The organism is Bacillus cereus group sp. BfR-BA-01524 (genome assembly GCF_022662595.1).
Taxonomy (GTDB): domain Bacteria; phylum Bacillota; class Bacilli; order Bacillales; family Bacillaceae_G; genus Bacillus_A; species Bacillus_A thuringiensis_S.
This window is the reverse complement of the sequence record NZ_JAKUDW010000006.1, coordinates 1-24,563: the sequence shown is the minus strand read 5'-3', so window position 1 is coordinate 24,563 and position 24,563 is coordinate 1. Positions and strand designations below refer to the sequence as shown.

Here is a 24,563-nt window from a genome sequence, read left to right as displayed (position 1 = left end):
TTGGTCAACTTAAATCGCGATCCAAAATTAAATCACCTACACCTTGAATTAAATGATACTCAGGTGTATTGATTTCTGCACTTTCAGTTAAACTATTTGGACGAAAGAAAAGAGGATTGGTTTTATATAATAAATCATTAAACTCTAAACCAGTCAGTTGACTAACCGTATTCAAAGGAACTTGGTAACTTTCAAGTGGTTTAAACCTTCTTCCTTGATTATCAAACCAAAACTCATTTGGGTTTCTGGGAATTTCTCTATCAAAAAGAACTGCTTTTTGATTTTACATTATTTGAATTTAACATTATGATGCAACGATTTTTCATCCCTATATAAAACCTATATATATTTATCGCATTTGTAATACACGATATTTTCAGATGTACCTGACACCCACTTTTTTATAAAACTTCAAACTTAACTTTTAGAATTTTTTAATGTACACACCTATTAAATCAAGCAAGCCAATACCTTCTGTTTTATTCTTTTGCTAAATCTAACAATCCATTACCTACTAAACGCTTAGAATCAACAAGAGCTGTTGTTCGTTTAATCAATTGTGCATAAATTTCATCCTCTGATAACGTTCTATCAAATTCCTTATTACTTTCACAATGTTTAATAATTAATGCTGCACCACCTGAAATATGCGGAGTTGCCATTGAAGTTCCACTTAAAGTTGCATAGCCTCCACCTTTGTAAGTTGATAAAATCCCTACTCCAGGTCCAACTAAATCTACATTTTTATTTGATTCACTGAAAACAGCTATTTTTTTATTTAAATCAACAGCACCGACTTCTACAACCTCCTGATATGCTCCTGGGTAACTTAACTCATCAGTATTTTGGTTATTATCCCCACCATTACCAGCTGCACAAACAACTAATACATCATTATTGACTGCATTTTTCACAGCCTGATGTAGTTCTGGATTATCCTCTGGTCCTGATAATGACATAGAAATAACTCTTACTTTTTCTCCATTAGGGCCTCTCCAGTTTACTGCGTAATTAATCCCATTTATTATCCATTCATAAGCACCCGATCCATTTGGACCGCCTAGCACTTTAACAATAAGTAGCTTAGCTTGTGGGGCAACTCCTAAAACACCTTTATTATTTTCTGTAGCAGCAATCGTTCCTGCTACATGTGTTCCATGACCATTCATATCAGTATAATTATTTGGATCACTATTGTTATCAGTAGTAAAATTTCTTCCTCCAATAATGCGGTCCTTTAAATCTACATGGTCAATTTGACAGCCTGTATCTAGAACTGCAACCACAACATCTTTTCCTTTTTCACTTTTTTCCCATGCTGCCGGAGCATTTATTAGTTTTACACCTTCAGGTATTTCACGAACTTCACTAACAACCTCCAACACATCAAAAGGAATTAATCCTACCTCGTTTTTCTTTACTTCATTTGAATTATTTTGACTCATATCTTCACCTCATGTAATAAATTTTGATTGTTTTTACACAATCAAAATTTATTCTCTACACGTATCTCACTAAATATGTAACTTATTTTTAGATTGCTCTAAAAATCTAGAAAACGATAATCTTCAAAAGAAATTCTCTTAGTTTAAAAATTAAATGTATGTCAGTTTAACTTCCCAAAAATCCTTAAGACTTAAATTAAAACTTACCAATAATCCACCGTGAACATTACTAATTTCCGTGCATTTCTAATACTTTATTAAAGAGAGAGAAAAGTTTGAATCTAATCAAACTAAATAATTTATTTAATCTCCAAAGTAGATACAAAAATTTATCGATAAAAAAATATTATCTTATTAAAAATAAGTAAACTAGTAGGTATTCTTCACTGTAATAACCGTTTTTCATATCTACATTAAATGAAAATTCTAATATATTAATTTATAGTTATAATTTCTAACTAAAATCCAAAAAAGCTTTTTCTGCAAAATTCCCCTAGTTATGTTTGCCCAATGATTTCTAATTAATTATGAAGTTTCAATATCTTTTTATAAAATTTTTACGTTTACATCACTAACTGGGGGCTCCCCTCCCTGATGAAACAATTCCTGTATAAAATCTAGCTATCCTATAACCCCTCGTTTAGTTTAAAAATGTGTTAAAGCAGGTGTATCCTCAATATTTTCACTTTTTATGGCATTTGTTTTTATCTTCAATTTGCTGCATTTGTAAAAGTGTTTTCTTTGCTTCTTCATTCCCCTTTTCCGCTAATTTTTCAAGCTGATATTTTGGTACAAAACCTCCACTATGAAGCTGTTTCTTGTCCATGTACTTTCCTCCTTGAACAGGATTTAATAAATTAAAGTCACTCAAAATTAGTATGAAGCAACCGTATTTCTTTATACAAGCATTCACAAATTTTAAATTATCCAAAACAGGTTAGTAGATCAATTGAGTATTTTAATATTCCCAGTTCTACCATTTGAACTGTAAAGAAATTAGAGTTTTCATTTAAAGAATATTTTCAGACCCTAACTTAATTATGATAGGATAACCATATTGTAAAATTATAAGTTTAGATATTATATGTCCGGCTCCTTATACGTTAAGGAACCGGTTACTTATTTTACTATTTTTTATCATTTTACCTTAAAAAGCTTTAGATTATTAAAACTTATTTTCTTATTAAATTTCCAAACATAATCAAATGTCAATGGCTTTTACATGTAAATCATCTATTACACACGAAAGGTGAATTTGCAAATCATTCGCTCTATGTAATTGATCTACTTTCCCCTAATTAATTAAAATTATCTTCTTTTAACTTACAGCATCAAATCTTTTTATTGCCTCTTTCACTGCGAATTCAACTACTTAATAAAAGGATTATCTTATGCACATTAATTACGTTTCAAAGCTTCTTTCACTGCATCAAATGCGTCCACTCTACCATGTCCAAACCATGGACTCCATGTCCCATCACTGCTTCCAATATTAATAAATGTACCTTTATCAAATGGTTGAATTGGTGAAATGTCCCACGATGTATCCATATCAAATGAACTTGGTGGTGTCTTTGAATAACCCTCAAAGTTCAAATTTTTAGATGCTGTGCTTTTTAAAATAGAAATCACTTCTAAAGCTGATAAATGTGGATTCGCTGAAATAGTTAAAGCCGCAATCCCCGCTACTAAGGGAGTTGCACTGGAAGTACCACCAAAACGACTTGTTACATTTTCTGGTATACAATTCCCATGTAAGACTGGGATAGAACCAGTTGTTGTCGTAATTGGTACTCCTTTAACAGGCATTCGAAAATATTCGTGCAGATTGCTACTAGGTGCAGTTATTGAAAGTCCAAAACCATAATTTGAATAATGACTTCTTTGCGCTAGACTACTGAGTGCTCCTACAAACATAACACCAGGAATACTAACTAAAGAGTGATGAAAATTTTTAGCTTTTATTACACCTACCCATGAACCATTTTCCCATCCATCAGTATACGGTACATCAACCAATGCATTATGCTCAATTGGACAATTCTCATTCCCTGCTGCCCACAAAAAAACAATGCCTTTACGTCTTCTTCCACCAGTTTTTGTTAATTCAGTGATTTTCTCCAAGACTTGAATAGGCCATGTTCTTTCAGGACTCCTTCCCCATGAATTTGAAAAAACATCTACCTTATCAGCAATATAGTTTAAAACAGTCATTAATTTTGAATCAGTTATAAATAATCCTTCTTCGTTTGATTCCCATTTTACAGGTAAAAGCCTACAACCTGGTGCTGCACCTACTGTAAACTGTGCATCAACTTCTGCTGCAATTACTCCAGCGCAAGAAGTACCATGATTTTTACAAGTTATATACATTTGTTGTTTTTGAAAGTCACTATCCGTATTTACAAATAGTCGTTCATTTTTAAAGTATCCATAGCTAGCAAATTTGTTAGTTGAATTAAAATCTGGATGGTCTACTTTACATCCATCATCTGAAAAACCTATAACAACTTCTTCACTGCCAAAATGACCAAGCAATTTCCAAGCATCTTCACATCTTGTGGCAGAACGCAAATCATATTCTGCATTTCGAAAGTGCGTATGTAAATGCCATTGCTTAGAATACGATTCATCATGCGGTATTTCCAAATCATATGTATGCATCCGATGATTTAAATCATGATCTGCTGCTTCTACATTTACTTCTTCTTCCATAAGTTTAACAATTAATTTGATTGGATTCATACCAGTAGCATTAGTAAGTTGAAACAGATAATTATAATCATCATATTTCTGTAGTAATACTAATTTATAACGTGTAGTGAAAAGAATAACCTCTTCTTCAGAATATATTTTACGAAACTTTACAAATATACGATCTGTAATAAGAAATTCATCGTTTGTTTCCATACGATAATATGCATGATGTGCAGGCGCTATTTCTCGTGCAGCATTCATCAAATCCTCAAGGTTACTTTCATCTGTTGTAATACGAAAAGATGCTGGAGATACTTGTTCAACCTCTGATTTTTTATGTACTTCCTTTAAATTATCAGGACTTGTTCTAATTACAAATTGATTTTCTCGTTTTTGAAGTAAAACCTTTTTTCCTGCACGATAAGTATATAATTCTTGTACCATAACACAGAACCTCCTGATTATAAGGAAACGTTACTCAAGTTTTTATCGATTAATATATAAACTAGATTATAAATTTCCTTTATGATTATAAAAATTAGGGCCATGCATTTATTTCTTAACCCTTTTACAATTTTTTTATTTGGTCAAAATTGCCTCTTTAAAAGTATTTTCCTTTTATATTTCCTTCCATCTACCGTTCTCCACAGATAAAAAACATAACTTATTTCATTAACACTTTTACAAACATTATATTTTCAAATAATAATTTCTTTATTTAATTCCTTACACGCCGTAATAATAGACCCCTTGATAGAATTACAAATATTATTTTAATTACTACTTTTACATTAGTTATATGTACATATTTTCAATCCATATATATTATGAGCTGATATTTGAATATTTTATTCATAAATTTTTCATTATAAATTCTTAATAAAAAATACTATTTCACATTTTTACTAAAGTATTTTTAGGATAAAAAATAAGATACGGATAATAGTACATTCTGATTAAACAAATTTTTAGGAGCTAATAGAATTGCCGTTAAAAAACTATGGAGTTTTAAAAGGGAAAGTTGTAGGGTATACCCCTCCTGATAATAATGATAGGACACCCCATTTTACAGTTAATGTCTCAGATAATAATAACCGTGAATACGAAATTATTATTAATGTAAAATCAAAAAAACGCCCATCCGATTTATTATATTATGAAGGTGAAAATTTCCATTCCGAACAAATTACAAATCTACCTAACTTAAATTATGGTTTCACAAAAATCACTCGTAACAACAGAGAAATTGCACTAGATTATATTCGTGGCAATTTACTTGATGGCTGTAAATTAGTCCCTCTTCCAGTAACTGCGCCTGGAGAAGATAACGACTTACAAGACAAATTTTTAAATTACATGAAAACATCTGCAAATAATCCCAAAGTCGATATGTATACTTACGGTGAAGAGATCACCTGGAATTCATGTTGTTCATATGAACCAAGGAAATGTAGAAAAATTCAGAGTGGATGATGGTATTTGGCAAGACGGTGGGTACTTTTCCATTATAAAGACACTGATAAATGGGAAGCTGTATTTTTAGCTTTCCAATCACAATCATGGTGTACAGATGATGAAAGACACGCAACCAAGCCTGTAGAAGAATGTAATTACAAAAGCGATTGTTAAGAATAAAGTATATAGGTAGTAACGATCTTATAAAACCATTTTTGATACACATTAAAATATTAAGTTATTGCTAATGCCTATCTTGGCGTTAACAAAAAAAGATTAACTTTGAATTTTCCCCATCAAAAATTAAGAGACAGTGTAAACTTACACTGTCTTTTTTTAAATCCAATTAATTTAAGTTATTATGATAAACCTAAAATTCAGAATTAACGTGGTATCTAGTTATATTTATAAAGAAATCTTGTCCATCAAATTTGGAGAGAATAAGATTAAAAAGTGAAACCTAATTGACTCTAAGTATTTTTAATTTGTTTTTCACTGTAGATCAACTTATATATTTTAGAAATTTTTTCGTATTTCAATTATAAGAGGTTGTCTTAACAATGAATGAATAAATAGAAACCCCATTTAATTATATAAAAAATATATAATTAAATGGGGTTATTTGCGTTATAAATTTTAAACCAACATATCAGCGAAAGAAGATCCAACATTATTTTTACGCTTCATATGCTTTTCTAAATATATTTTAGTGGTTTGTATATTTTCATGACCAAGTGTTTGCATTAAATGATATAAATCTGCATTTCCCTGTTCTACTGCCATAATGGCAAAAGCATGACGAAATGTATGCGCTGTTACTGGATTTTCACGATACAGTAGAAACTCTAAGTTTGTCTTTTTTACCATATCTGTTACTTGATTAGATAGTGTTTTAGAGTTATAAGTATTTCCTCTTTGATTTATAAATAACGGACTCTCATCCCCTTTTTCCAATACGGTTTGGCATCCTCTTCTCCGCCTCATTTCACAAATACACTGGTATAAATGTTCCGAAATGAAAAGTTCACGCACTTTATCCCCTTTTCCAGTAACTTTTAACCAGTACTTTCCGTCATAATGTAAATCCTTCACTCTCGCGTTGCACAATTCTTGAATTCTTGCACCAGTACTTGCCAGGGCAAGTAAAATTGTATAGTTTACTAAATGTCCTCTTTCTTTATAAAACCCTAAAATTTTCATAACCTCATCATAGGATAGATCCCGATTTGGCCGATCTTGTTCATTTACATTTGCGCGCTGCAGTTCTTCATGAAGAGGTTTTTCAATATAAGAAAATACATGAAGATGTTTTAGAAAAGAACGAATGAGCACTGTTTTCTTTGCAAGTGTTGCGACTGCATATGTGTCACCATTCCTACCGTTCTCTACCCGTTTCAACCAAGAATTGTATTTACGAATATGCCAAGGTTGCAATGTTTTCAATAAAGATTCCTTTTTCTGTACCTCTTCCCCATTCAATTCAAATTCTTCTGCACGCTGCACCATGCACTGACAAAATGATACGATTTCTGAGATATAACTCTTTTTTGTATCCTCTTTTCTATTCTTCTTCTCATCCATATCTTTTTGTAAATGTACGAAATGATAAATGACTTCTATATCACTTAAATACGTATATTTATTCTTCCCCTCTTTTTCTGCAACCTCCATCTTCTCTTCCACCTTATCTACATAACTATTGTTATGCAGAAATGGAACGATATCTCTTATATTCTCTACATATGTATCTATATACTCATTTTGATTGTTTATAATTGATAAATTTTCTTTTATATATTTATTATTCATATTTCGAATTAACCTCTCCTATTGAAGATTATAAATATAATTATCTTTATTACCTATAATTATTATTTTATTTTACTTCTATTAATTATACAAATGATAATTCATTTTATTTCTGTAAGAACGCTATATTCTTCTCTATTTACTTATACTTATATTTTTTTATAATTTATTAGTAAATACATATTATTTACTAGTTAACTTCTTAACTTTCATAGTGATTTTATAATAAAAACAGCTATAAAAATTCATTAATATATAAAATGGATTAAAAATATTTTCAAACTATAAAAATGAATAAGATATTTAATAAAATCTATTTCTTATTTTAAATATAAATCAGATTCTGATATGATATATACATACCTAAAATATTAGTAAACGATAGTTATGGAGGTGTCCTTTCATGACACAAGATTTATTGTTCATTACAAAACCTACTGTAACGACAAAAGAAGCAGCCGACTTATTAGGAGTAACGGTACAAACAATTTTAAAAAAAGAAAAAGATGGATTAATAGAATGTGTATATAAAGATAATTGGAAGCAATTCGGTAGTAAGATTTTCTATTTGGAGGATATTGAACGTTTAAAAAATAAAAATGAGGTTAAAGGCCTTAGCACGAAAGAAGTAGCTGAAATTCTTAATGTTGCACCATCTACTATCTTTACGTACATTAAATCTGGAAAATTACCCGCAACAATGGTAGAAAAACGAGGAAAACAAGTATATATTATTGATGAGGAAGATCTAGAGATTTTTATGCTTGATTATGAAAAAACTAAAACAAAAGAGCGAAAAACATTTATTACTAAGATTCAAGATGAAGATATATATTTATATCAATTATTAAAGCATCTACATACCGGAAAAACCGCTAGGGTAATAGAGATTAATGGCGGAGACGGCAAGATTCTTACAGAGGACGAAGAAATTTTCCCTCTATCCACTTATAAGGAACATGATTACTTCTTTGAACCTTTCAATAAAAAAGCGGTAATTACAAAACGAGGGTATTTATCTTTTTCATTTAAAAAACCTCAGCTATTTAATTCTATCACTTATAATCTAATAAATTTATTTTATAAAGAGCTAGGTGTCACAAATATGCGATTAAGTAATTCATCAGATACTATCAGATTAGAAATTAAACCTTTTGTATTACAAGTAGATCCATTGCAGTTTCAAGAGGAAATTAAATACTTACATTCTCATATGAAATCCGGCACGATCCTTCCACATGTAGAAGGAATTTACTTTAAAAGTAATGTAGAGCCATTAACTTTTCATGTGGATCATCAATTCAAGCAAAAAGTAGTTCAGTTGGCAGCCGGTGCTGGTATGGGACAGGAAGAATTCTTATTGCAAGCTGTAAAATCTTATATAAAAAATTTAGAAAAACATTAGATTTCTTATCAATTAGAAGAAGCGTAGAAAGGTTTAATTTCTACGCTTCTTAAATTATTCAATTTAATCATTCTATTCTGTGGGAGCGTCATGGTCCGCGACATTCTTGTTTCCTCATTTTGGTTCTTATTATCCAAATTGCCCACGCATTTTATTCCCAATGGGTGCACCTGTCTTCTTTTCTGTGTACACCTTTTCTGTCTTATTGGTATCTGTTCTTCTATGATTTTATAGTATTAACACTTACATCATATTTCTCAGCTACATCCTTATACTTCATACCTTACATTTTATCTTCTTGAGCTAATTGTATCTCTGTTTTAATTCATATCATCTAACATCTTCTATATAATAGGAAGAAACTTGTTATACATGCTCTTTATAGTAAGTTCCTTTGCAAATCTTTTTATATAAATTCACAATAAAACAGAAAATTACAACACTTTAGATTGAAGTGGAAATTTTAAGCGCAAAGTATATATTTATATTCCGTAAATATACAATTCAAATAAAATAAAAACGGATTGATAATTAGCTGGATTCTTCTTTATTTATTTTTACTTGCCAGCCCATTTGGATATAATTGGATAATGAAACTCTTTCCCTTGCAATACATATATAATCCCTTTAAAAGGCCCAAAAACTAATAAAATAACTATGATTATATATAATGGTGCTGTCCACAATATCATTGACAAACTACTCTCATTCATATCGAAATGGAACATAGAAAACATTAAAATCCTTATTATAAAAGTATTCCAGATCAATACAATAATCCATGTGAATAGCTGATAAATACCTGTTTCAATAGCTACTATACGAAGTTCTTTAGATTTGAATATAAAATAAAAAATGAATGGGACAAAGAAAATTGTAATGCCTAAAAAAGTAAGAATCATGAAAGATACTAAAGTAATAGTATGCATCATTAATTTTAGTTTTTTTTCTTGAGTTAAGTTCAATTAAACGCCTCCTAGATATAGATTCGCTTTTCTTAAAGCTAAGGATATTATTTTTTACATAGCAATTGTGGATATAGCTTGTTTATAAATTAATTGTTGTTTTCCATTAACAATCATTAGAACAGTAAAACGGTCTAATCCAATAATTTGTCCTGGTATTCTAACTCCACTTTTTAAAACCAGAGTAATGTTCTTTTTTTCTCTTTTTAGTTGTTCATAGTTTTCTTCTTGTAAATCCCTCATTTTACCCATCCCCTTTTATTGTTAATATATATATCTTACCACATTAGAATTGAAAAACTGCCTTGGTACATATTTCGCAAGAAGTCTATCCAAAACAAACAATACATTATCCGTTTAGTGGATTAATTCAATATAAGATTTAAATGTATACTAATTTTTATTCTGTTGTGTTTTTTATAAATTAATGCGATACGTGAAATTTTAAATGTTAGCTTAATTGGCATGGAGTCATCATATAAAAAAGAAAATTGTACATTTCGACAACATTGGGACGCAAATTAATTTGTTACTTGTACGTTAAGTTTCAAAATTAATTATTAAAACCGAGTTTTTAGTAGTGTATATAGCCTATAATAAAAAAGAATCCCCTTCAATTAGCCCTTTTAAAGGAGATTTTTTTCATTTTTTTCTTTACTCGTTACTTATTTTCACCAATTTTTCTCCTTGTTCTAAAAGCGTGTCATAGTCATTGTTTTCTTTAATTTCTTTAATCTTATTTTCAATTGTAGACGTATTATTTATATTAAAGTACGCATTTAATACTTGATAGGGTGTCTTCCCTTGTTTGGTTGCACTATCTTCAATAGCTTCTTTCCATGGAATATTGGCTTTGTCCATGCTTAATTCAAGAGCTGAGCCAGTCTCATATCTCATATTCCGCTCTAAAAACCTTGGAGATTCTGCCTGTCCATTAGCAATAAAGTTGAACGCCTCCATAAAAGTAACATGATATGGCTTCTCTTTCTTTGCAAGTACCATAAGTTTCCCACCAGTTAACTTACTATAACGATACTCTAAGTATCGTGCTGAACCTTCTATTGCTTCCGTTTTTGTTTCTCCAATCAATTGTGGCCATTTTTTATAGCGATAATTACGTACAACTGTCCAGTCATATAATGCTTGATTAATATTTTCTGGGTTCGTATCAACCATTGCTTTATCTAATAACTTAAATTCTAATCCCATTAATGCATAATTTTCTTTATTTATCGGATATTCGTGAATATACTCTCCACCATTTGAATCATATGTCCAATCTTTTTGTTTATAAGCATGAAAAGCCTCATGTAATAAGAAAGACGAAAAATCAAAATATAAATCTGGATTAACAAACATTTTAGGATAATATTTAAAATAAAATACATCCATATCGTTAATATTTATTGTCCCAAAGTTCCAAGGCATCCAGGTAGAAACAGATCTAAAATCAAAACGAGTTAAGCGATAGACTTTAGGTAAATGCAAAGAATTTGGGACTTTTATTTCTTTTGCAAAAATACTATTTTCTACACCTTTTACATTAACTGCATAAGCTTCTTGTCTAAAGAATCCCCCATCTTTATTACTATGTATCAGTACTAATGGCTTTTTTTCGAAATGATAATCTTTATTCCAAAGTTTATCATTCGATTCTTCGAAACTCTTATAAATAGTAGATAGTTCTTTTAACATGTTTTGATCCGTTTCATTTAAAGACTTAAACTCTGTATGATATGTTTTATTTACAATTATGCTTCCCAACATAATTCCTACAAATATCACCAATAAGATTAGAATTACTCTTAAAAACTTTCTCATCAGACACTCCTTTTCTATAATAATTCTTATTTTAAATAAGATTTACAAATTTGGAATCACTATACAAAGAGGCTTTGCCTTTTCAACGTACAATGAACTTCAGCAATTACCAGCTACTTCCTGAACATTATTCTTCATTAACCACCTGTTTATGCTTTTTTAAAAATTTGCAACAGAACTAAAAATTTCTTCCTATTACTTATTATCCATTATTGGCTGGAGTCTCTTCTGTATTCCTATCATTACTTGGTGGCGTTAGCGTTCCATGACCATCCCCATTGGTTGGTGGCGTTTTATTTCCTTGGTCACTCCCATTAGTTGCTGGCGTTTTATTTCCACGGTCACTCCCATTAGTTGCTGGCGCTGTATTTCCACGGTCACTTCCATTGGTTGGTGGCACTGTATTTCCACGGTCACTTCCATTGGTTGGTGGTACTGTATTTCCACGGTCACTTCCATTGGTTGGTGGTACTGTATTTCCACGGTCACTTCCATTAGTTACTGGCGTTTTATTTCCACGATCACTTCCATTAGTTAGCTCACTTTGCTTTTGCTCTTCTGGTTTCTTTAATTCTTCAGGTTTCTTTTGCTTTTCTTTTTGCTTATTTTCACTCGGCTGTTCAGTCGTATTTGCTATTATTGTATTTGGAGAAGAATCACGCTTCTCACCTTTAATACGTAATTCGCTACCTTCTTGAACTACACTGTTCGGCATTTTAAATCGCGACTTATCTGTAGCAAACTTACTCATCATTTCTTTAAAAATCAATTGAGCAATTTTCGTATTTTTACTACTAATATAATCATCTTTACTATCCTTTGTATATCCGGTCCATACAGCCATCGTATATTGTGGTGTATAACCAGCAAACCAACTATCACGGGTTGCACTTTCTGGTAAATTATATTGTGCTATTTGTTCTAAAGAATAGTTTGTTGTACCTGTTTTACCCGCTATATCTAAATAACCTATATTAGCTGTTGTACCCAAACCGGATGAAATAAAAGTACGAAGCATATCAGTAATCATATATGCTGTAGAATCTTTCATAACCCGTTTAGTTTTTTGTTCAAAGCTTTTTGACTTTCCATCTGGATAAACAACTTTCTTAACAAAATACGGCTTCGTATACTTACCCTCATTACCAAATGCCGCATAAGCACCTGCAATTTCAATTGGGGACGCTTCATTTGTACCAATCGCTGTTGATTCGGTCGGTGCAACATTAAATGTAATACCTAGCTTTTCAGAGAAACTCTTTGATTTATTAATTCCTACTTCTTTTGCAGTTTTTATTGCCGGGATATTTCGGGACGTCTTCAATGCATCACGCATTGTAATTGGTCCTAAATGCTTTCTATCTGCATTTCTAACTTCTTGTCCTGTTGAATACTTAAATGGAGAGTCATCAATTTGATGGTAAGTAGCCCATTTTAAATATTCAATTGCAGGAGCGTAATCAAAAATTGGTTTCATCGTTGAACCTGCTGAGCGATTTAATTCAATTGCAATATTATGTCCTTTAAAAACAGCTTTATTTTCACCACGTCCGCTACCAATTGCACGGACCTCTCCTGTTTTCGTATCCATAAATGTGAATGCCCCTTGGAATTTCTCATTTGGATAATTAATAATATCTTTATTTAAAAGCTTGTCCGCAAAATCCTGTGCCTTTTGGTCTAATGTTGTATAAATTTCTAAACCTTCAGATCCAATATTAGCATCGGGCAATTCTTTTTCAACTTCTTTCACAACGGCGTCCATAAACGCAGGATATGGCATTTCTTTTTGTTCAGTTGCTTTCTTAAGTCCTTCTGTTACTGGAACTTTTGATGCTTCTTCCATTTCTTTTTTTGTAATATAACCATGTCGATTCATTAATTTAAGTACAACATTTCTTCTTTCTGTTGCCTTTTGAATATTTTGTTCTTTCGTTGGATCATAGTTATTAGGCGCTTTCATTAAGCCGGCAAGCATCGCAACTTCTGGTAGTGTTAAATCTTTTAATTCCTTACCATAATAATTTTGTACTGCTGTTGCGATTCCGTATGAACGATTTCCTAAGTAAACTTTATTTAAATACATTTCTAAAATTTCATGTTTCGAATACTGTTGTTCCAGCTTATACGCTAAATATATTTCTTGCGCCTTTCTCTTTGACGTTTTTTCCATCGATAAGAAATAATTTTTAATAACTTGCTGCGTAATCGTACTTCCACCTTGAGAGCCGTAATCCCCTTTTAGGCTGACTAAAACTGCACGTGCAGTACCTTTAAAGTCTACGCCACTGTGCTCGTAAAAACGTGCATCTTCTGTCGCTAAAAACGCATTTTCTACTAATTTAGGAATTTGACCATACATAATATTCGTTCGTTTTTCTTTCCCATATTCATATATTAATTTCCCATCTTTATCATAAATTTTTGAGGATAACGGATTAACAAGCTTTGTTTTCTCAAGTTTTGGCGCATCTTTGATCATAACGAAAAAAGTAGCAACTCCTGCGACTAACCCCACAATACCAAGTAATAAACAACTAATTAAAAACTTACGAAAAAATGATGTTTTGCCTTTTGGTTTTTGTTTTTTAGCAGCTGGCTGTTTTTTCTTTTTAACTCGTCGTCGATCCTCTCGAGAACGATAATTTTCTGACATGCTACTTTCTCCTGCCTTTCAATTCTCTTGTTGATTCACTTAAAATTATAGAGGTCACCTTCAGAAATATACTTATATTTTAAAAGTGTGCTAACCAGAAACAGTAAGTTTCCCCTAATGTATAGATTTTGAACTACCCCCACTTTCACTTCGTTTAGAAGTGAGGGATTCCTAAGTAAAGAGTTCTATCGAACTCTAATTGATTAGGCTAACCCCGCAGCCCTTGCGGTTAGAAGCCTTATCGCTTCATTCTTTAGATTGATACTTGCGTTAATATCCCTATCATGGTGTGTACGACAAGAAAGACAGTCCCATTCACGTAGGTTTAGATTTTTAACGTCTTTATTTTGATATCCACAACAAGAACATAATTGGCTGGAAGCAAATGTTTTCGATACGACAATGACTTGTTTGCCATACCATTTTGCTTTGTATTCTAACTTGGATCGAAATTGCGACCAAGATACCTCACTAATTGCTTTTGCTAACTTATGATTCTTTAACATATTCGATACTTGCAAATCCTCTATACCGATAACATCGTGGTTTTTGATGATTTCAGTTGAAATTTTGTCCAAGTAATCTTTTCTAGCATTTGATATGTATTCATGAATTCTAGATACCTTTACTCGTTGTTTATTCCAGCAAGAAGATTCTTTCATTCTTCTAGAAAGAACACGCTGTGCTTTCGCCAACTTATCTTCTAATGATCGGAAAAACTTCGGATTTTCATAGTGCGTTCCATCTGACAAAATAGCGAAATCTTTTAGTCCTACATCTATTCCAATGTAAGAATGGATTTTCGGAAGTTCTTGTACTTCTGTTTCAACTAATAGTGACACAAAATATCTACCAGAAGGGTTCCGTCTAACTGTAGCATTTACAATACGCCCCTCTACTTCACGACTTTTGGCAAATCGAACAAGGCCTAGTTTCGGCAACTTTATTTTGTTCCCTACAACGGCAATGTTTTCATTTGTTTGTTTTGTGGTATAAGATTGTACGTTGTTCTTCTTAGATTTAAAGCGCGGTGCGCTGTTTTGTTTTTTGAAAAAGCGCATATAGACATCCGCAAGGTTGCGAACAGACGACTGAATCGCAATACTATCCACTTCTTTTAGCCAAACAAACTCTTTCTTCATGGCAGGTAGTTTGGCAGAGCATGTACCATAGGTCAAGCCTTTTCCTGTCTCTGTGTATGCGTGATCCCATAAGGATAGGAAATGATTGAATACAAAGCGAGAACACCCAATCGTTTTGTTGATTAGAATTGCTTGTGCTTGATTTGGATAGATACGAAACTTATAGGCTTTATTAATCATTATTTGATTCACCTCCATTTCGGTATATGACTATTATATACCGAACATACATTCGTTAGGTAGTGGCGTAACACTTTCTGTATGTCGAACAATTAAGATGGCTTACTGCCATCCCTTGTTCGAAGCCAATTCATTTCCCACCTACTCACTGGGCTGTGGCCCTTCACGCTTCTTGAGGAAGGAGTCTTCTTGGCTAAAATGAGAATAACTTAGATTAACTCTCGATCTAACTATTTCCTCTCTATTTTTTATAATAATGCTGCCCTTAAAGTAAGAATATTGTTTGCTGTTCATCATCTTTTGTTATATACCCTAAATATTAGATATTACTTTGTTTAATAACCAGTCTAGAACAATGGTTCATGTTAACATAATCAGCATGAATAGAATGTAAAAAGAATCGACCTCTAATTTTATCCTAGCTTTTGAGCATCATAGGATTACATTTAATAGACAATTTAAATAATAAATTTGTTCCACTTTAAAATGAGAAAGAAATTTGAGTTTGTATAGTAACGGAGCAGAAACGTTAATAGGGATACAGCAACGAAAAATGAAATTTCATAGAAAATCCACTCTTAGCTTGATAGACATGTAATGCCATCAATATTTTTGAACATTACTATGCTAAGCAAAAAAGCTCACTTTTCATCTTTTTTCGGATAAGAAGTGAGTTTTTTCGTTTTGGTGTATTTATTTTTCTTAACTTGATGGTGGGCGATTTCTAACCATATAGACGGAATTTTTTACTTTTCTTTAATATTCACAAAATTGACAGTTCTTTTTTCCTCAGTACCTAAAGCCGTATTCAATTTATCTATTTCCTTACTTAATTCTGGTGCTTTCCCTTGATTGACTAAATTAAGATTCCCAAAAGATTTATTAAAAGATAGAATCTGTCTAGTTTTTTCTTTCCCATTTATTTCTTTAAATAATGTATCATCTACAATTAATAGGATTTCGTTGGATCCACCACGATATGGAGATAGCCATGCATCCCCTTTATATTGAACATTCATTTTTTTCTTATCAAATGTTAGTTCTTTCAAGTCTTTATATTCTTTATTTGCAAATATGATAGTTTCATCTTTTTCTATTTTTGGTAACGAATCAAGAGAGTCTGAAGATAGGAGCCCCTCGTTATTATCCCTTTCACGTATAAGTCCCTTTTTATTCATTTTTTCAGCAGTTGTTCTACTAATAAATAGTAAATTACTAGTAGCAGTATCCATAGAATCCCCCAAATTAGTCGGTAGCTTTATGTCGAGTTTGTTATTATCTATCGTCCCTTCTTTTAATTGATATAGGTCTTGTGAGCTTGTTATATCTTTGTATGAGTCAATTATAGAGCTTCTTGTTTGTTCGTTTATCGCTCCTACTTCTATTGAAATTCCATTTGCTGGAGAGTCTTTTGTACCAAATAATGAACATGCTCCTAACACGGTAATCGAAATACCAGCTACTATTAATAACCCAATTCTTTTTTTCATTCTATATTCTCCTTATTTTTATTGTTTTGAATTGCATTAAATGATTGTTTTATACATTTTCTTCAAATATTGAGCACGAACAAAGTAAAAGTATATAATTTGTAAAACTAAGAAACAAACCAATACTATAACGGAACTACCCAAGATTGAGAAATCAGCCAACTTTTGCAAGGCCATAAAAGCAACGACACTATGTGTAATTGCTATTACAATGGGTAAAAAGAATAGTAATACAAGTTGACGTGACACAATTTTCTTTAATTCGAGTTTACTTAAACCAACTTTTGCTATCATTTTATATTGCTGCTGATTTCGTTCTAAGTCTGTGTATAATCGGAAATATAAAAAGCTTGCAGCAAACGTAAAGAAAACAATGCCTATTAATACACTCATGATAGATGCAAGTCCAAAACTTTGCTTCATCACTATCCATTTAAGAATTAAAGTCGAAAATGTATATTTTCCGTTGTCTACTATATCCTCAATTTTACTTGTATTATCTTTCTGAAAAGCAGCTAAAAGATTTTCCGCAACTTTTTTTGTTTTCTCCCAATCTTTCACAATAAAACCATTGATAGTGGTTTCAAAATAGTGATTCTCTGGATCTGCTATCATTTGATTATATACAGCGTCTGGTACAATAATTATCGTTACCATTGTATCTTGTAATTCTTTCGGAGTAAGTATTTTATTTACATGCATATCTTTTTTCATATCTCTATACAACAATTGAAAGTTATTTTGATTCGATTTTGTATTAGCAACTTTTCTTGAAGGTATGACAAGACTATCATTTTCATTTTTTAAGCTTTCTTTTTCAAAACCAAATGCCTTAGCTAACTTATTATAATCACTTAATTTTATAACGGTTGATAATATATTATTATCATAGAGAGTATCTCGACTTTGTTTTGTTGAATAAGCTACTTGCTTGAATTTAAACCTACCATTATTGAGTTCGCTTTCTATTTTTTTTAGATGCTCTTTTTCTAAAGGATTATTATTATAAGACTTATAAGAAAATGCAAAGGGACTATTCGATTCAGCCATAGATGAGTTACCTAATCCCATACAAGTCCCCACTGCTGTGAAGGCAACGGCAGATATAATAGTAACCATAAAAAACATTTTTGCATTATCTTTTAATTGATACACTAAATCTGAAATGGTGAGTATGTTTGTTTTCTTAAAGAAAATATTTTCCCTTTTCTTTAATGCACGTAATACATACACACTAAGCTGTGTAAATAAGAAGTACGTTCCAAGTACAACAAAGCTCACCCCTGTCGCCATCATGAATAATACATATTTCACATCCTTGTAATGAATTGCGTTAACACTATGGAAAACAGCCGTATATCCTAATCCCATACAAATTAGTGCGAACAAAGATAGCCAAAGGGATGCTTTGGGTTCAGGTTTTGGCTTTTCTTCTGCTTTTATTAATTCTACTAATTGCTCTACATTTACTAGTCGAGAAGTGAAAAGTGAAATAAATAAAAATAATAAGAAGAAAGCTCCAAATGTTATTCCAATTGCTTTAAAGGGCATGTAAAATGGGAGTCCTTTATCAATCATTAACAGATGGTTGCTCATAATTAAGATAAACTTAGAGAACGCCATTCCAATTGTAATTCCTGTTAAAATCGAAGCGATACCAATTATTATATTTTCAATAAATACTAATTTGTTCAATTGTGAACGTGACATCCCATGTAGCATTAGAATTCCAAAATCTTTTTTTCTTGTTTTTAAAAATGCACTTACAGAATATAGGATAAAAAAGAATGAGAAGAAAAATATTAACCCCTGCGATATCTGTAATCCTGACTTTGCGAATGTATTTATTGTTACACTGCTGGCAGCAAGATCGCCTTGTAAATTAGGATGAAATGCAAGTAATGCATAAGTAAAGAAAATCATAATAGCAAACGTACTACTTAAAAAATGAGCCAAATATGTTCTTTTACTACGAATAACGTTATTAAATGCGAACTGTCGAAAAGTCATTTGCATTTCCTCCTAATAATGCTAAAACCTCTAGAATTTTTTGATAGAATACTTTGCGATTATCTCCACAATAAATCTCATTGTATAACTGTCCATCTTTGATAAACACAATTCGATCACAATAACTTGCAGCCATTGCATCATGTGTCACTAACATCATCGTTGTGCTATTTTCTTTATTAAGCTTTGTCAATAATTCCATCACATCACTAGCAGATTTTGAATCCAGATTTCCTGTAGGCTCATCCGCAAGTAATAATTTCGGATTATGAATAGTAGCACGTGCGATTGCAGTTCTTTGTGCCTGCCCACCAGAAATTTCATACGTACGTTTATCTAATATTTCAGTTATCCCTAGTTTTTTAGCAATAGCTTCTACTTTACCCTCCATTTCTCTAGGACTGACACCATCAAGCGTAAGTGGAAGAACAATATTTTCTTTCACTGTCAATGTATTAAGGAGATTAAATGATTGAAAAACAAACCCTAATTCTCGTCTTCGAAATAAAGACAGCTGATTTGGAGATAACAGATATGGATTTTCTCCATGAATTAATACTTCTCCTGATGTTGGAGCATCTATAGTAGACACCATATTTAATAGCGTTGTTTTACCACTCCCAGATGGTCCCATAATTCCTACAAATTCACCTTTGTTTATTTTTAAATCAATATGGGATAATGCTGTATAAGAAATTTTCCCAGGATAAACCTTCCCTAAATCTGAAACATGTAGTATCTCCACAAGTATTTCACCTTCCATTTCTCTTTTCGATACATGAAGTGTAACCTATATATAGTATGCCTCATATCGATTTCCCTAACATTTATCTAACAAGTTTGTAAGATTCAAAAGAAAAACCGATGAAAAGTATACCTTTCATCGGTTAACGAGATGCATACGGGAATATGATTCTAACTTTTGTTCCCTTACCCACCTCAGATTCTAGCTCAATCTCATGATTTAATTTTTCACATACTTCTTTAACAAGATATAATCCCATTCCCGTAGACTCTTTAAATTTCCTACCATTTTCTCCAGTATAAAATGGATTGAAAACACGTGGTAAATCAGCAGCAGGAATACCAACCCCATAATCTTTTACTTCCAAAATAATTGCTCGCCCTTTTGAACATGCCGATACTATTACTTTTTCTTTCTTACTGGATGAATATTTAATTGCATTTGACAGTACTTGATTGAGTATAAATCGAAACCATTTCTTATCTGTTTCTACAATAAGATTCGGATCTACTTTTACCTCTGGATACACATAACTACGTATAAATAGACGTTTATTTTCATGAATAGCAGAATCAATCATTCCTAATAACTGCAATCTGTCCACATGAAAATCCTGTTCAAATGTTTCTAAACGAGCAACATATAAGACCATTTCTAATCCTTTTTTGATTCTTTCCGTTTCTTCATTAATACTGTCAAATCGAGAGTCATCTGCATCTTGTGTAATTAACTCAATAACAGAAAGAGGTGTTTTCATTTGATGAACCCATTGATTCATAAAAGTCATTTGTTCTTGTTGTTTTCGTTCCCATTTTTTTAATTGGTTTTGATAATATTGATATTGAGTTTGTAGTAATGTTTCTAAGGCCATTGATAAGGGCGTCAAATCACTATCTTTTATTGATTCATTTAAAGCTTCCATTGGTGTTGATAGACGCTTGTAGAATGAACGATGACTATAATAACGATATATTAAATAACCCATTAATAAAAAAATACCCAAAAATACAGAATATAATGCTGTCAAAATATGTGGATAACCATCGAACCAATATATAAAAAGAATGATAAGCAATTGGGCAAATGTATAGCAAATGAGTGGAATATGTTCTTGTAAAAATAATCTCATTATTCCTTTCCTTCCTTCTCCCAAGTAGCATGTAAACGATATCCAGCACCACGAACTGTCTCCAGTGCATTTTCAATACCTAAATCTTGCAATTTCCTTCTAATTCTACCTATATTTACACTCAATGTATTTTCGTCTATATATGAACTATCCCATAGTTGTTCTAAAATCACTTCACGTTTTACAAGGAGCGGAGACTTTGTTATTAATATTTCTAATAAAGTTGTTTCTTTTCTAGTAAGTAAAGTTGTCTTATCATTTAATTGAAGTTCCATTCTTTCTGGGAACAGGAATAATCCCGATTGCTCAACTATTCGTTCTTTTACTTTAGGAGCATATTCACCGTATGCTCTTCTGAGTTGACTACGGATTTTAGACATTACAACCTCATAATAAAAAGGTTTTGTAATGTAATCATCGCCACCATTTTCTAAAGCCATAACTTGATCCATCTCTCCACTCCTTGCAGACAAAAATATAATTGGACAAGTAGAAATAGCTCGTATTTGACGACACCAATAATAACCATCAAAATTAGGTAAATTTACATCTAATAGCACTACATCTGGTTTTACCTCTTGAAATATATCTAAGACATTTTCGAAATCCGCTATAATAACACTTTGGTATCCATATTTTTTAATATGAGTTCCCAATAATTCAGCAATTTTCATATCATCTTCTACAATCATGATTGTATTCATAACATACTCTCCTTTAATTTAGGCGCAATTTCTAAAGTCCATTTGTTATTTAATATTTTACTTATGTAAAAAAGATGATATCTTACCTCCCCCCTTAAATGCAATAAGTATCCAATAAAGCGTATATTTGTTGTTACTTAATTAATAATTTCAATAGGGATTGTTTCTATCTTTTTTCTTTACTTAAGTAGATTCTTTTTAAAATACACAAAAAGACCATCACAGTATTGTGACGGATAAACGGGAAAATATTAATAACTAATTACTATTATTATTTATTTGTCACTTTTAAAGCTTCTAACACTATCTTTGTTGCTTCTGCAATAAGCTTATCATCGTATTTAGCATCCACTTTATCATGTTTAGAAAGTATCACAATTATTTGGTGACCAAACAATTGTGATATCATTTCGGGTTCCATAAGATTCCGAACAAGTCTTATCAGATACTTCCCACCCTCCTGGAACTCCAGCACGAATTAAGTTGTCTCCCGTAGTATTCCTTTTCATCCAATCTATTAATAAATCCCGTTTCTCAGATGAAAGCACATCTCCTAGCGTAAAAACCTGAAGACTAGCAGCTAATGTCTTTTGGGTACTAGTATCATGGGTGTCTCCTGAATACACTTCGTTTAACTCTGGTTCAAAACGTTCAGTATTTTTAACGGTATCTCCTATTTCTCTCATTGATTTTTGGAATTCATTAGGTCCACCTAATTGTTTAAGAATAAGATTTTGTGCAGTATTATCACTTTATCGAAGGGTAGCATCTGCAAGATCTTTCAGAATCATACCTGTATCAACATACTTCAAAAATATAAACCCGTTAGGTTTATTTCATATGCAAAACTTTAAATTCCCTACATGTAGCCTAAAAAAAGAAATAACCTCTACTATAATTGATGTTGTATTTTCTTACCTTGATAGCGATGTGGCGGTCCCCCTTTAACTACTATATAAAAAGAAAATTATGAACCAAATTTTCTTTACTTGGTGCGTTAAATTTATAGAAGATAGATAGTAACATAATTTTCTCAATAAGTAATATTCTTATTTCAATACAAAATTCTTACAATTAATGCTATACCTGTATTAAGGGGACCGTTTTAGTTGATTAGGGAGAAAAATTGTAAAAATGATATGGGAGGAATAAAAAATGTCATTGAAAAAGAAGTTAGGTGTTGGAGTGGTTTCAGCCGCTCTTGGTTTATCTTTAATTGGTGGGGGTACATATGCATATTTTAGCGATCAAGTTGTAACAAATAACACATTTGCTGCAGGTACATTAGATTTAGCTATGCAACCAACTACTTCACTTAACTTAGGAAATTTGAAACCTGGGGACAAAATATTAAAGAAATTCAACTTAACAAATAGTGGTACACTAGATATTAAAGACATCATGATGAAAATAGATTATACTGTTAACGATTTAAAACAAAATAATAATACAGAAGATTTTGGTGAACACATTAAAATACAATTTCTTTTGGATTGGGATCCAGCAAAAAGCCCTGTATACGAAACAACTCTTGCAGAACTAAAATCACAAAGTCCAGAGATTGCTTCCAAGAAAGTATTTCATTCCAAGTGGGCTGAAACAGGTGGATTAAAATCTGGGAAAATGGATTGGTTTTGGATGAAGTTTATATTTGAAGATAGCGGAACGGATCAAAACGTGTTTCAAGGGGATAGTATTGCGTTAAAAATGGAGTTCCAAGCCAATCAAACAGAGGGAAAAGAAAGATAATCTTACAAAAATATTGTTACGAAAATGTAAAAATGAGCTTGTAATTTTTTATAATTTGTAAAATTGACCATCAAATATCCATATAAAAAAGCAGTGATATCAGCACATGTGTATAATATCGCTGTTTTTTTTGAGTTTATTGTATGTTTTATAAAACACATTTTAAAATTTTTCATTCATATTCAATAAAAAGGTACTAAATAAATGGGATTCTGTTGTTGCGATTAGTCTATAGCCGCTAGAAGAAGATGCTTGTCCGTATCTAACAGCAAATATTATAAATTTAGGATATGACTGGTACAATAATAGTTAAAAAAATAATCATGAAAAAAGGGACCCACCAAAAGAGCGCCTATTTTGTTAAAATATATAACTGAAATTATATAGAATGCTGATTAGAATTCCGATATAAGATTTATTTACGCATCACCTAAAAAATAGGAATAACATAGGAAATACTAATTAATAAACAATCAACGTAACAAAAAGGGTGAAAATTTATATTTTGATAAATCATTTTTGAGACAGTATTTTGTTACTGCTAGTTAAACCGTTAATATATTTCATATCTTCAAATATAAAACGTAATAAAAACGGATGTTTATGTTACAAATATCAATAAAAAACAAAGCTTAATAAAAAATGGTATTGCTATAACCTAATTATTACACGTATCTCGGCGAAAAAAGCAATAGAATTTTCATAAAAAAAAGCCCTAATTGATACGGACTCTTTTTTGAGTTTTTACAAGAGTAAACTTTTAAACACATAATTACATTTCTATTATTTATTTTACCACTTGAACAGATGCTGGTTTCCACCCCTGATTTTCTACCCAATCAATATTAACCTTATATTTTTTATTATTTTGCTTATCTCGTACATTACCGTAGGCTTTATTATTACCATTATTCCCAATAAAATCGAAAATCAATTGGCTCTCTGGAACATCAACAGCATAAGAAATTGCTTTTTTCATCTCACTCCAATCTACTGTTCCTTCTTTAAATTTCATTTCAGGCTTTGCTCCTTGCTCTGTACCAATTGGCTTCCAAGAAGGATTAGTTTGAGAACCCTTTTCTTGAGATACCGTTTTTTCTCCCTCTTTATTTTCATTTCCGTTCGCTTTTACCGATTTTTCTGCTTTTTGTTTCTCTTCTA

17 protein-coding genes and 3 pseudogenes are annotated in these 24,563 nt (G+C 31.4%); 3 read left to right on the top strand and 17 right to left on the bottom strand.

Annotated features, from left to right (window positions below; translation table 11 throughout):
• Window positions 1-479 precede the first annotated feature (479 nt).
• The 3 genes from MR170_RS03230 to MR170_RS03220 all read right to left on the bottom strand — a co-directional run bounded on the left by MR170_RS03230 (window position 480) and on the right by MR170_RS03220 (window position 4,586).
• Window positions 480-1,445 carry a S8 family peptidase gene (locus tag MR170_RS03230; RefSeq protein WP_242307175.1) on the bottom strand — a complete coding sequence of 322 codons (966 nt, stop codon included), beginning with the start codon at window positions 1,443-1,445 and terminating at the stop codon, window positions 480-482.
• 682 nt (window positions 1,446-2,127) lie between these two features.
• Window positions 2,128-2,271: a hypothetical protein gene (locus tag MR170_RS03225; RefSeq protein ID WP_000358797.1), complete on the bottom strand. Its 144-nt coding sequence runs from the start codon at window positions 2,269-2,271 to the stop codon at window positions 2,128-2,130.
• A 572-nt stretch (window positions 2,272-2,843) separates the two neighbouring features.
• Window positions 2,844-4,586: a S8 family serine peptidase gene (locus MR170_RS03220; protein ID WP_242307173.1), complete on the bottom strand. Its 1,743-nt coding sequence runs from the start codon at window positions 4,584-4,586 to the stop codon at window positions 2,844-2,846.
• Between the two features lie 540 nt (window positions 4,587-5,126).
• Between MR170_RS03220 and MR170_RS03215 the strand changes: the two are divergent.
• Window positions 5,127-5,771 (top strand): annotated as a pseudogene (locus MR170_RS03215) (YukJ family protein).
• A gap of 462 nt (window positions 5,772-6,233) precedes the next feature.
• Here the strand turns inward: MR170_RS03215 and MR170_RS03210 are convergent.
• Window positions 6,234-7,406, bottom strand: a complete 1,173-nt coding sequence (locus MR170_RS03210; protein ID WP_097920200.1) for a tyrosine-type recombinase/integrase — start codon at window positions 7,404-7,406, stop codon at window positions 6,234-6,236.
• Between the two features lie 403 nt (window positions 7,407-7,809).
• On the opposite strand from MR170_RS03210, the gene MR170_RS03205 reads away from it, so the two are divergent.
• On the top strand, window positions 7,810-8,811 hold the full coding sequence (locus MR170_RS03205; RefSeq protein ID WP_197241993.1) for a helix-turn-helix domain-containing protein: 1,002 nt from the start codon (window positions 7,810-7,812) through the stop codon (window positions 8,809-8,811).
• Window positions 8,812-8,961: 150 nt separating this feature from the next.
• On the opposite strand, the pseudogene MR170_RS32655 reads toward MR170_RS03205, so the two are convergent.
• From MR170_RS32655 to MR170_RS03145, 12 genes and pseudogenes are all read right to left on the bottom strand, one after another.
• A pseudogene (locus tag MR170_RS32655) lies at window positions 8,962-9,091 on the bottom strand (hypothetical protein); the annotation flags it as partial.
• Window positions 9,092-9,368: 277 nt separating this feature from the next.
• Window positions 9,369-9,776, bottom strand: coding sequence for a hypothetical protein (locus tag MR170_RS03195; RefSeq protein ID WP_153602983.1), 408 nt, complete (start codon window positions 9,774-9,776; stop codon window positions 9,369-9,371).
• A 54-nt stretch (window positions 9,777-9,830) separates the two neighbouring features.
• The gene (gene hfq / locus MR170_RS03190; RefSeq protein WP_242307171.1) at window positions 9,831-10,019 is read right to left on the bottom strand and encodes an RNA chaperone Hfq; all 189 of its coding nucleotides are present in this window, start codon (window positions 10,017-10,019) and stop codon (window positions 9,831-9,833) included.
• A gap of 411 nt (window positions 10,020-10,430) precedes the next feature.
• Window positions 10,431-11,597: a hypothetical protein gene (locus MR170_RS03185; protein ID WP_242307170.1), complete on the bottom strand. Its 1,167-nt coding sequence runs from the start codon at window positions 11,595-11,597 to the stop codon at window positions 10,431-10,433.
• A gap of 202 nt (window positions 11,598-11,799) precedes the next feature.
• Window positions 11,800-14,253 (bottom strand): transglycosylase domain-containing protein, encoded by a 2,454-nt coding sequence (locus MR170_RS03180; protein ID WP_242307168.1) that lies wholly within the window; start codon window positions 14,251-14,253, stop codon window positions 11,800-11,802.
• Between the two features lie 203 nt (window positions 14,254-14,456).
• Window positions 14,457-15,575, bottom strand: a complete 1,119-nt coding sequence (gene tnpB / locus MR170_RS03175; protein ID WP_242307166.1) for an IS200/IS605 family element RNA-guided endonuclease TnpB — start codon at window positions 15,573-15,575, stop codon at window positions 14,457-14,459.
• Window positions 15,576-16,321: 746 nt separating this feature from the next.
• Window positions 16,322-17,065, bottom strand: a complete 744-nt coding sequence (locus MR170_RS03170; protein WP_242307163.1) for a lipoprotein BA_5634 family protein — start codon at window positions 17,063-17,065, stop codon at window positions 16,322-16,324.
• 36 nt (window positions 17,066-17,101) lie between these two features.
• The gene (locus MR170_RS03165) at window positions 17,102-19,075 is read right to left on the bottom strand and encodes an FtsX-like permease family protein (protein WP_242307159.1); all 1,974 of its coding nucleotides are present in this window, start codon (window positions 19,073-19,075) and stop codon (window positions 17,102-17,104) included.
• Window positions 19,050-19,820, bottom strand: coding sequence for an ABC transporter ATP-binding protein (locus tag MR170_RS03160; protein WP_002108271.1), 771 nt, complete (start codon window positions 19,818-19,820; stop codon window positions 19,050-19,052). The genes MR170_RS03165 and MR170_RS03160 overlap by 26 nt, the downstream gene beginning before the upstream one ends.
• Window positions 19,821-19,962: 142 nt before the next feature.
• Window positions 19,963-20,949, bottom strand: coding sequence for a sensor histidine kinase (locus tag MR170_RS03155; RefSeq protein ID WP_242307158.1), 987 nt, complete (start codon window positions 20,947-20,949; stop codon window positions 19,963-19,965).
• Window positions 20,949-21,653 carry a response regulator transcription factor gene (locus tag MR170_RS03150; protein ID WP_016082835.1) on the bottom strand — a complete coding sequence of 235 codons (705 nt, stop codon included), beginning with the start codon at window positions 21,651-21,653 and terminating at the stop codon, window positions 20,949-20,951. Before MR170_RS03150 ends, MR170_RS03155 begins: the two co-directional genes overlap by 1 nt.
• 271 nt (window positions 21,654-21,924) lie before the next feature.
• A pseudogene (locus MR170_RS03145) lies at window positions 21,925-22,462 on the bottom strand (serine hydrolase); the annotation flags it as partial.
• 346 nt (window positions 22,463-22,808) lie between these two features.
• Between MR170_RS03145 and MR170_RS03140 the strand changes: the two are divergent.
• A complete protein-coding gene (locus MR170_RS03140; protein ID WP_016082832.1) occupies window positions 22,809-23,402 on the top strand; it encodes a TasA family protein in 594 nt (197 codons plus the stop codon).
• A 787-nt stretch (window positions 23,403-24,189) separates the two neighbouring features.
• Here MR170_RS03140 and MR170_RS03135 read toward each other — a convergent pair.
• Window positions 24,190-24,563: DUF1510 family protein (locus tag MR170_RS03135; RefSeq protein WP_242307157.1), on the bottom strand; the 374-nt coding region annotated here is incomplete at its 5' end.

Bases quoted from the DNA above. Each gene is read 5' to 3' on its own strand.
- MR170_RS03230 (WP_242307175.1), bottom strand. From the start codon at position 1,445: ATGAGTCAAAATAATTCAAATGAAGTAAAGAAAAACGAGGTAGGATTA.
- MR170_RS03225 (WP_000358797.1), bottom strand. From the start codon at position 2,271: ATGGACAAGAAACAGCTTCATAGTGGAGGTTTTGTACCAAAATATCAG.
- MR170_RS03220 (WP_242307173.1), bottom strand. From the start codon at position 4,586: ATGGTACAAGAATTATATACTTATCGTGCAGGAAAAAAGGTTTTACTT.
- MR170_RS03210 (WP_097920200.1), bottom strand. From the start codon at position 7,406: ATGAATAATAAATATATAAAAGAAAATTTATCAATTATAAACAATCAA.
- MR170_RS03205 (WP_197241993.1), top strand. From the start codon at position 7,810: ATGACACAAGATTTATTGTTCATTACAAAACCTACTGTAACGACAAAA.
- hfq (WP_242307171.1), bottom strand. From the start codon at position 10,019: ATGAGGGATTTACAAGAAGAAAACTATGAACAACTAAAAAGAGAAAAA.
- MR170_RS03185 (WP_242307170.1), bottom strand. From the start codon at position 11,597: ATGAGAAAGTTTTTAAGAGTAATTCTAATCTTATTGGTGATATTTGTA.
- MR170_RS03180 (WP_242307168.1), bottom strand. From the start codon at position 14,253: ATGTCAGAAAATTATCGTTCTCGAGAGGATCGACGACGAGTTAAAAAG.
- tnpB (WP_242307166.1), bottom strand. From the start codon at position 15,575: ATGATTAATAAAGCCTATAAGTTTCGTATCTATCCAAATCAAGCACAA.
- MR170_RS03170 (WP_242307163.1), bottom strand. From the start codon at position 17,065: ATGAAAAAAAGAATTGGGTTATTAATAGTAGCTGGTATTTCGATTACC.
- MR170_RS03165 (WP_242307159.1), bottom strand. From the start codon at position 19,075: ATGACTTTTCGACAGTTCGCATTTAATAACGTTATTCGTAGTAAAAGA.
- MR170_RS03155 (WP_242307158.1), bottom strand. From the start codon at position 20,949: ATGAGATTATTTTTACAAGAACATATTCCACTCATTTGCTATACATTT.
- MR170_RS03150 (WP_016082835.1), bottom strand. From the start codon at position 21,653: ATGAATACAATCATGATTGTAGAAGATGATATGAAAATTGCTGAATTA.
- MR170_RS03140 (WP_016082832.1), top strand. From the start codon at position 22,809: ATGTCATTGAAAAAGAAGTTAGGTGTTGGAGTGGTTTCAGCCGCTCTT.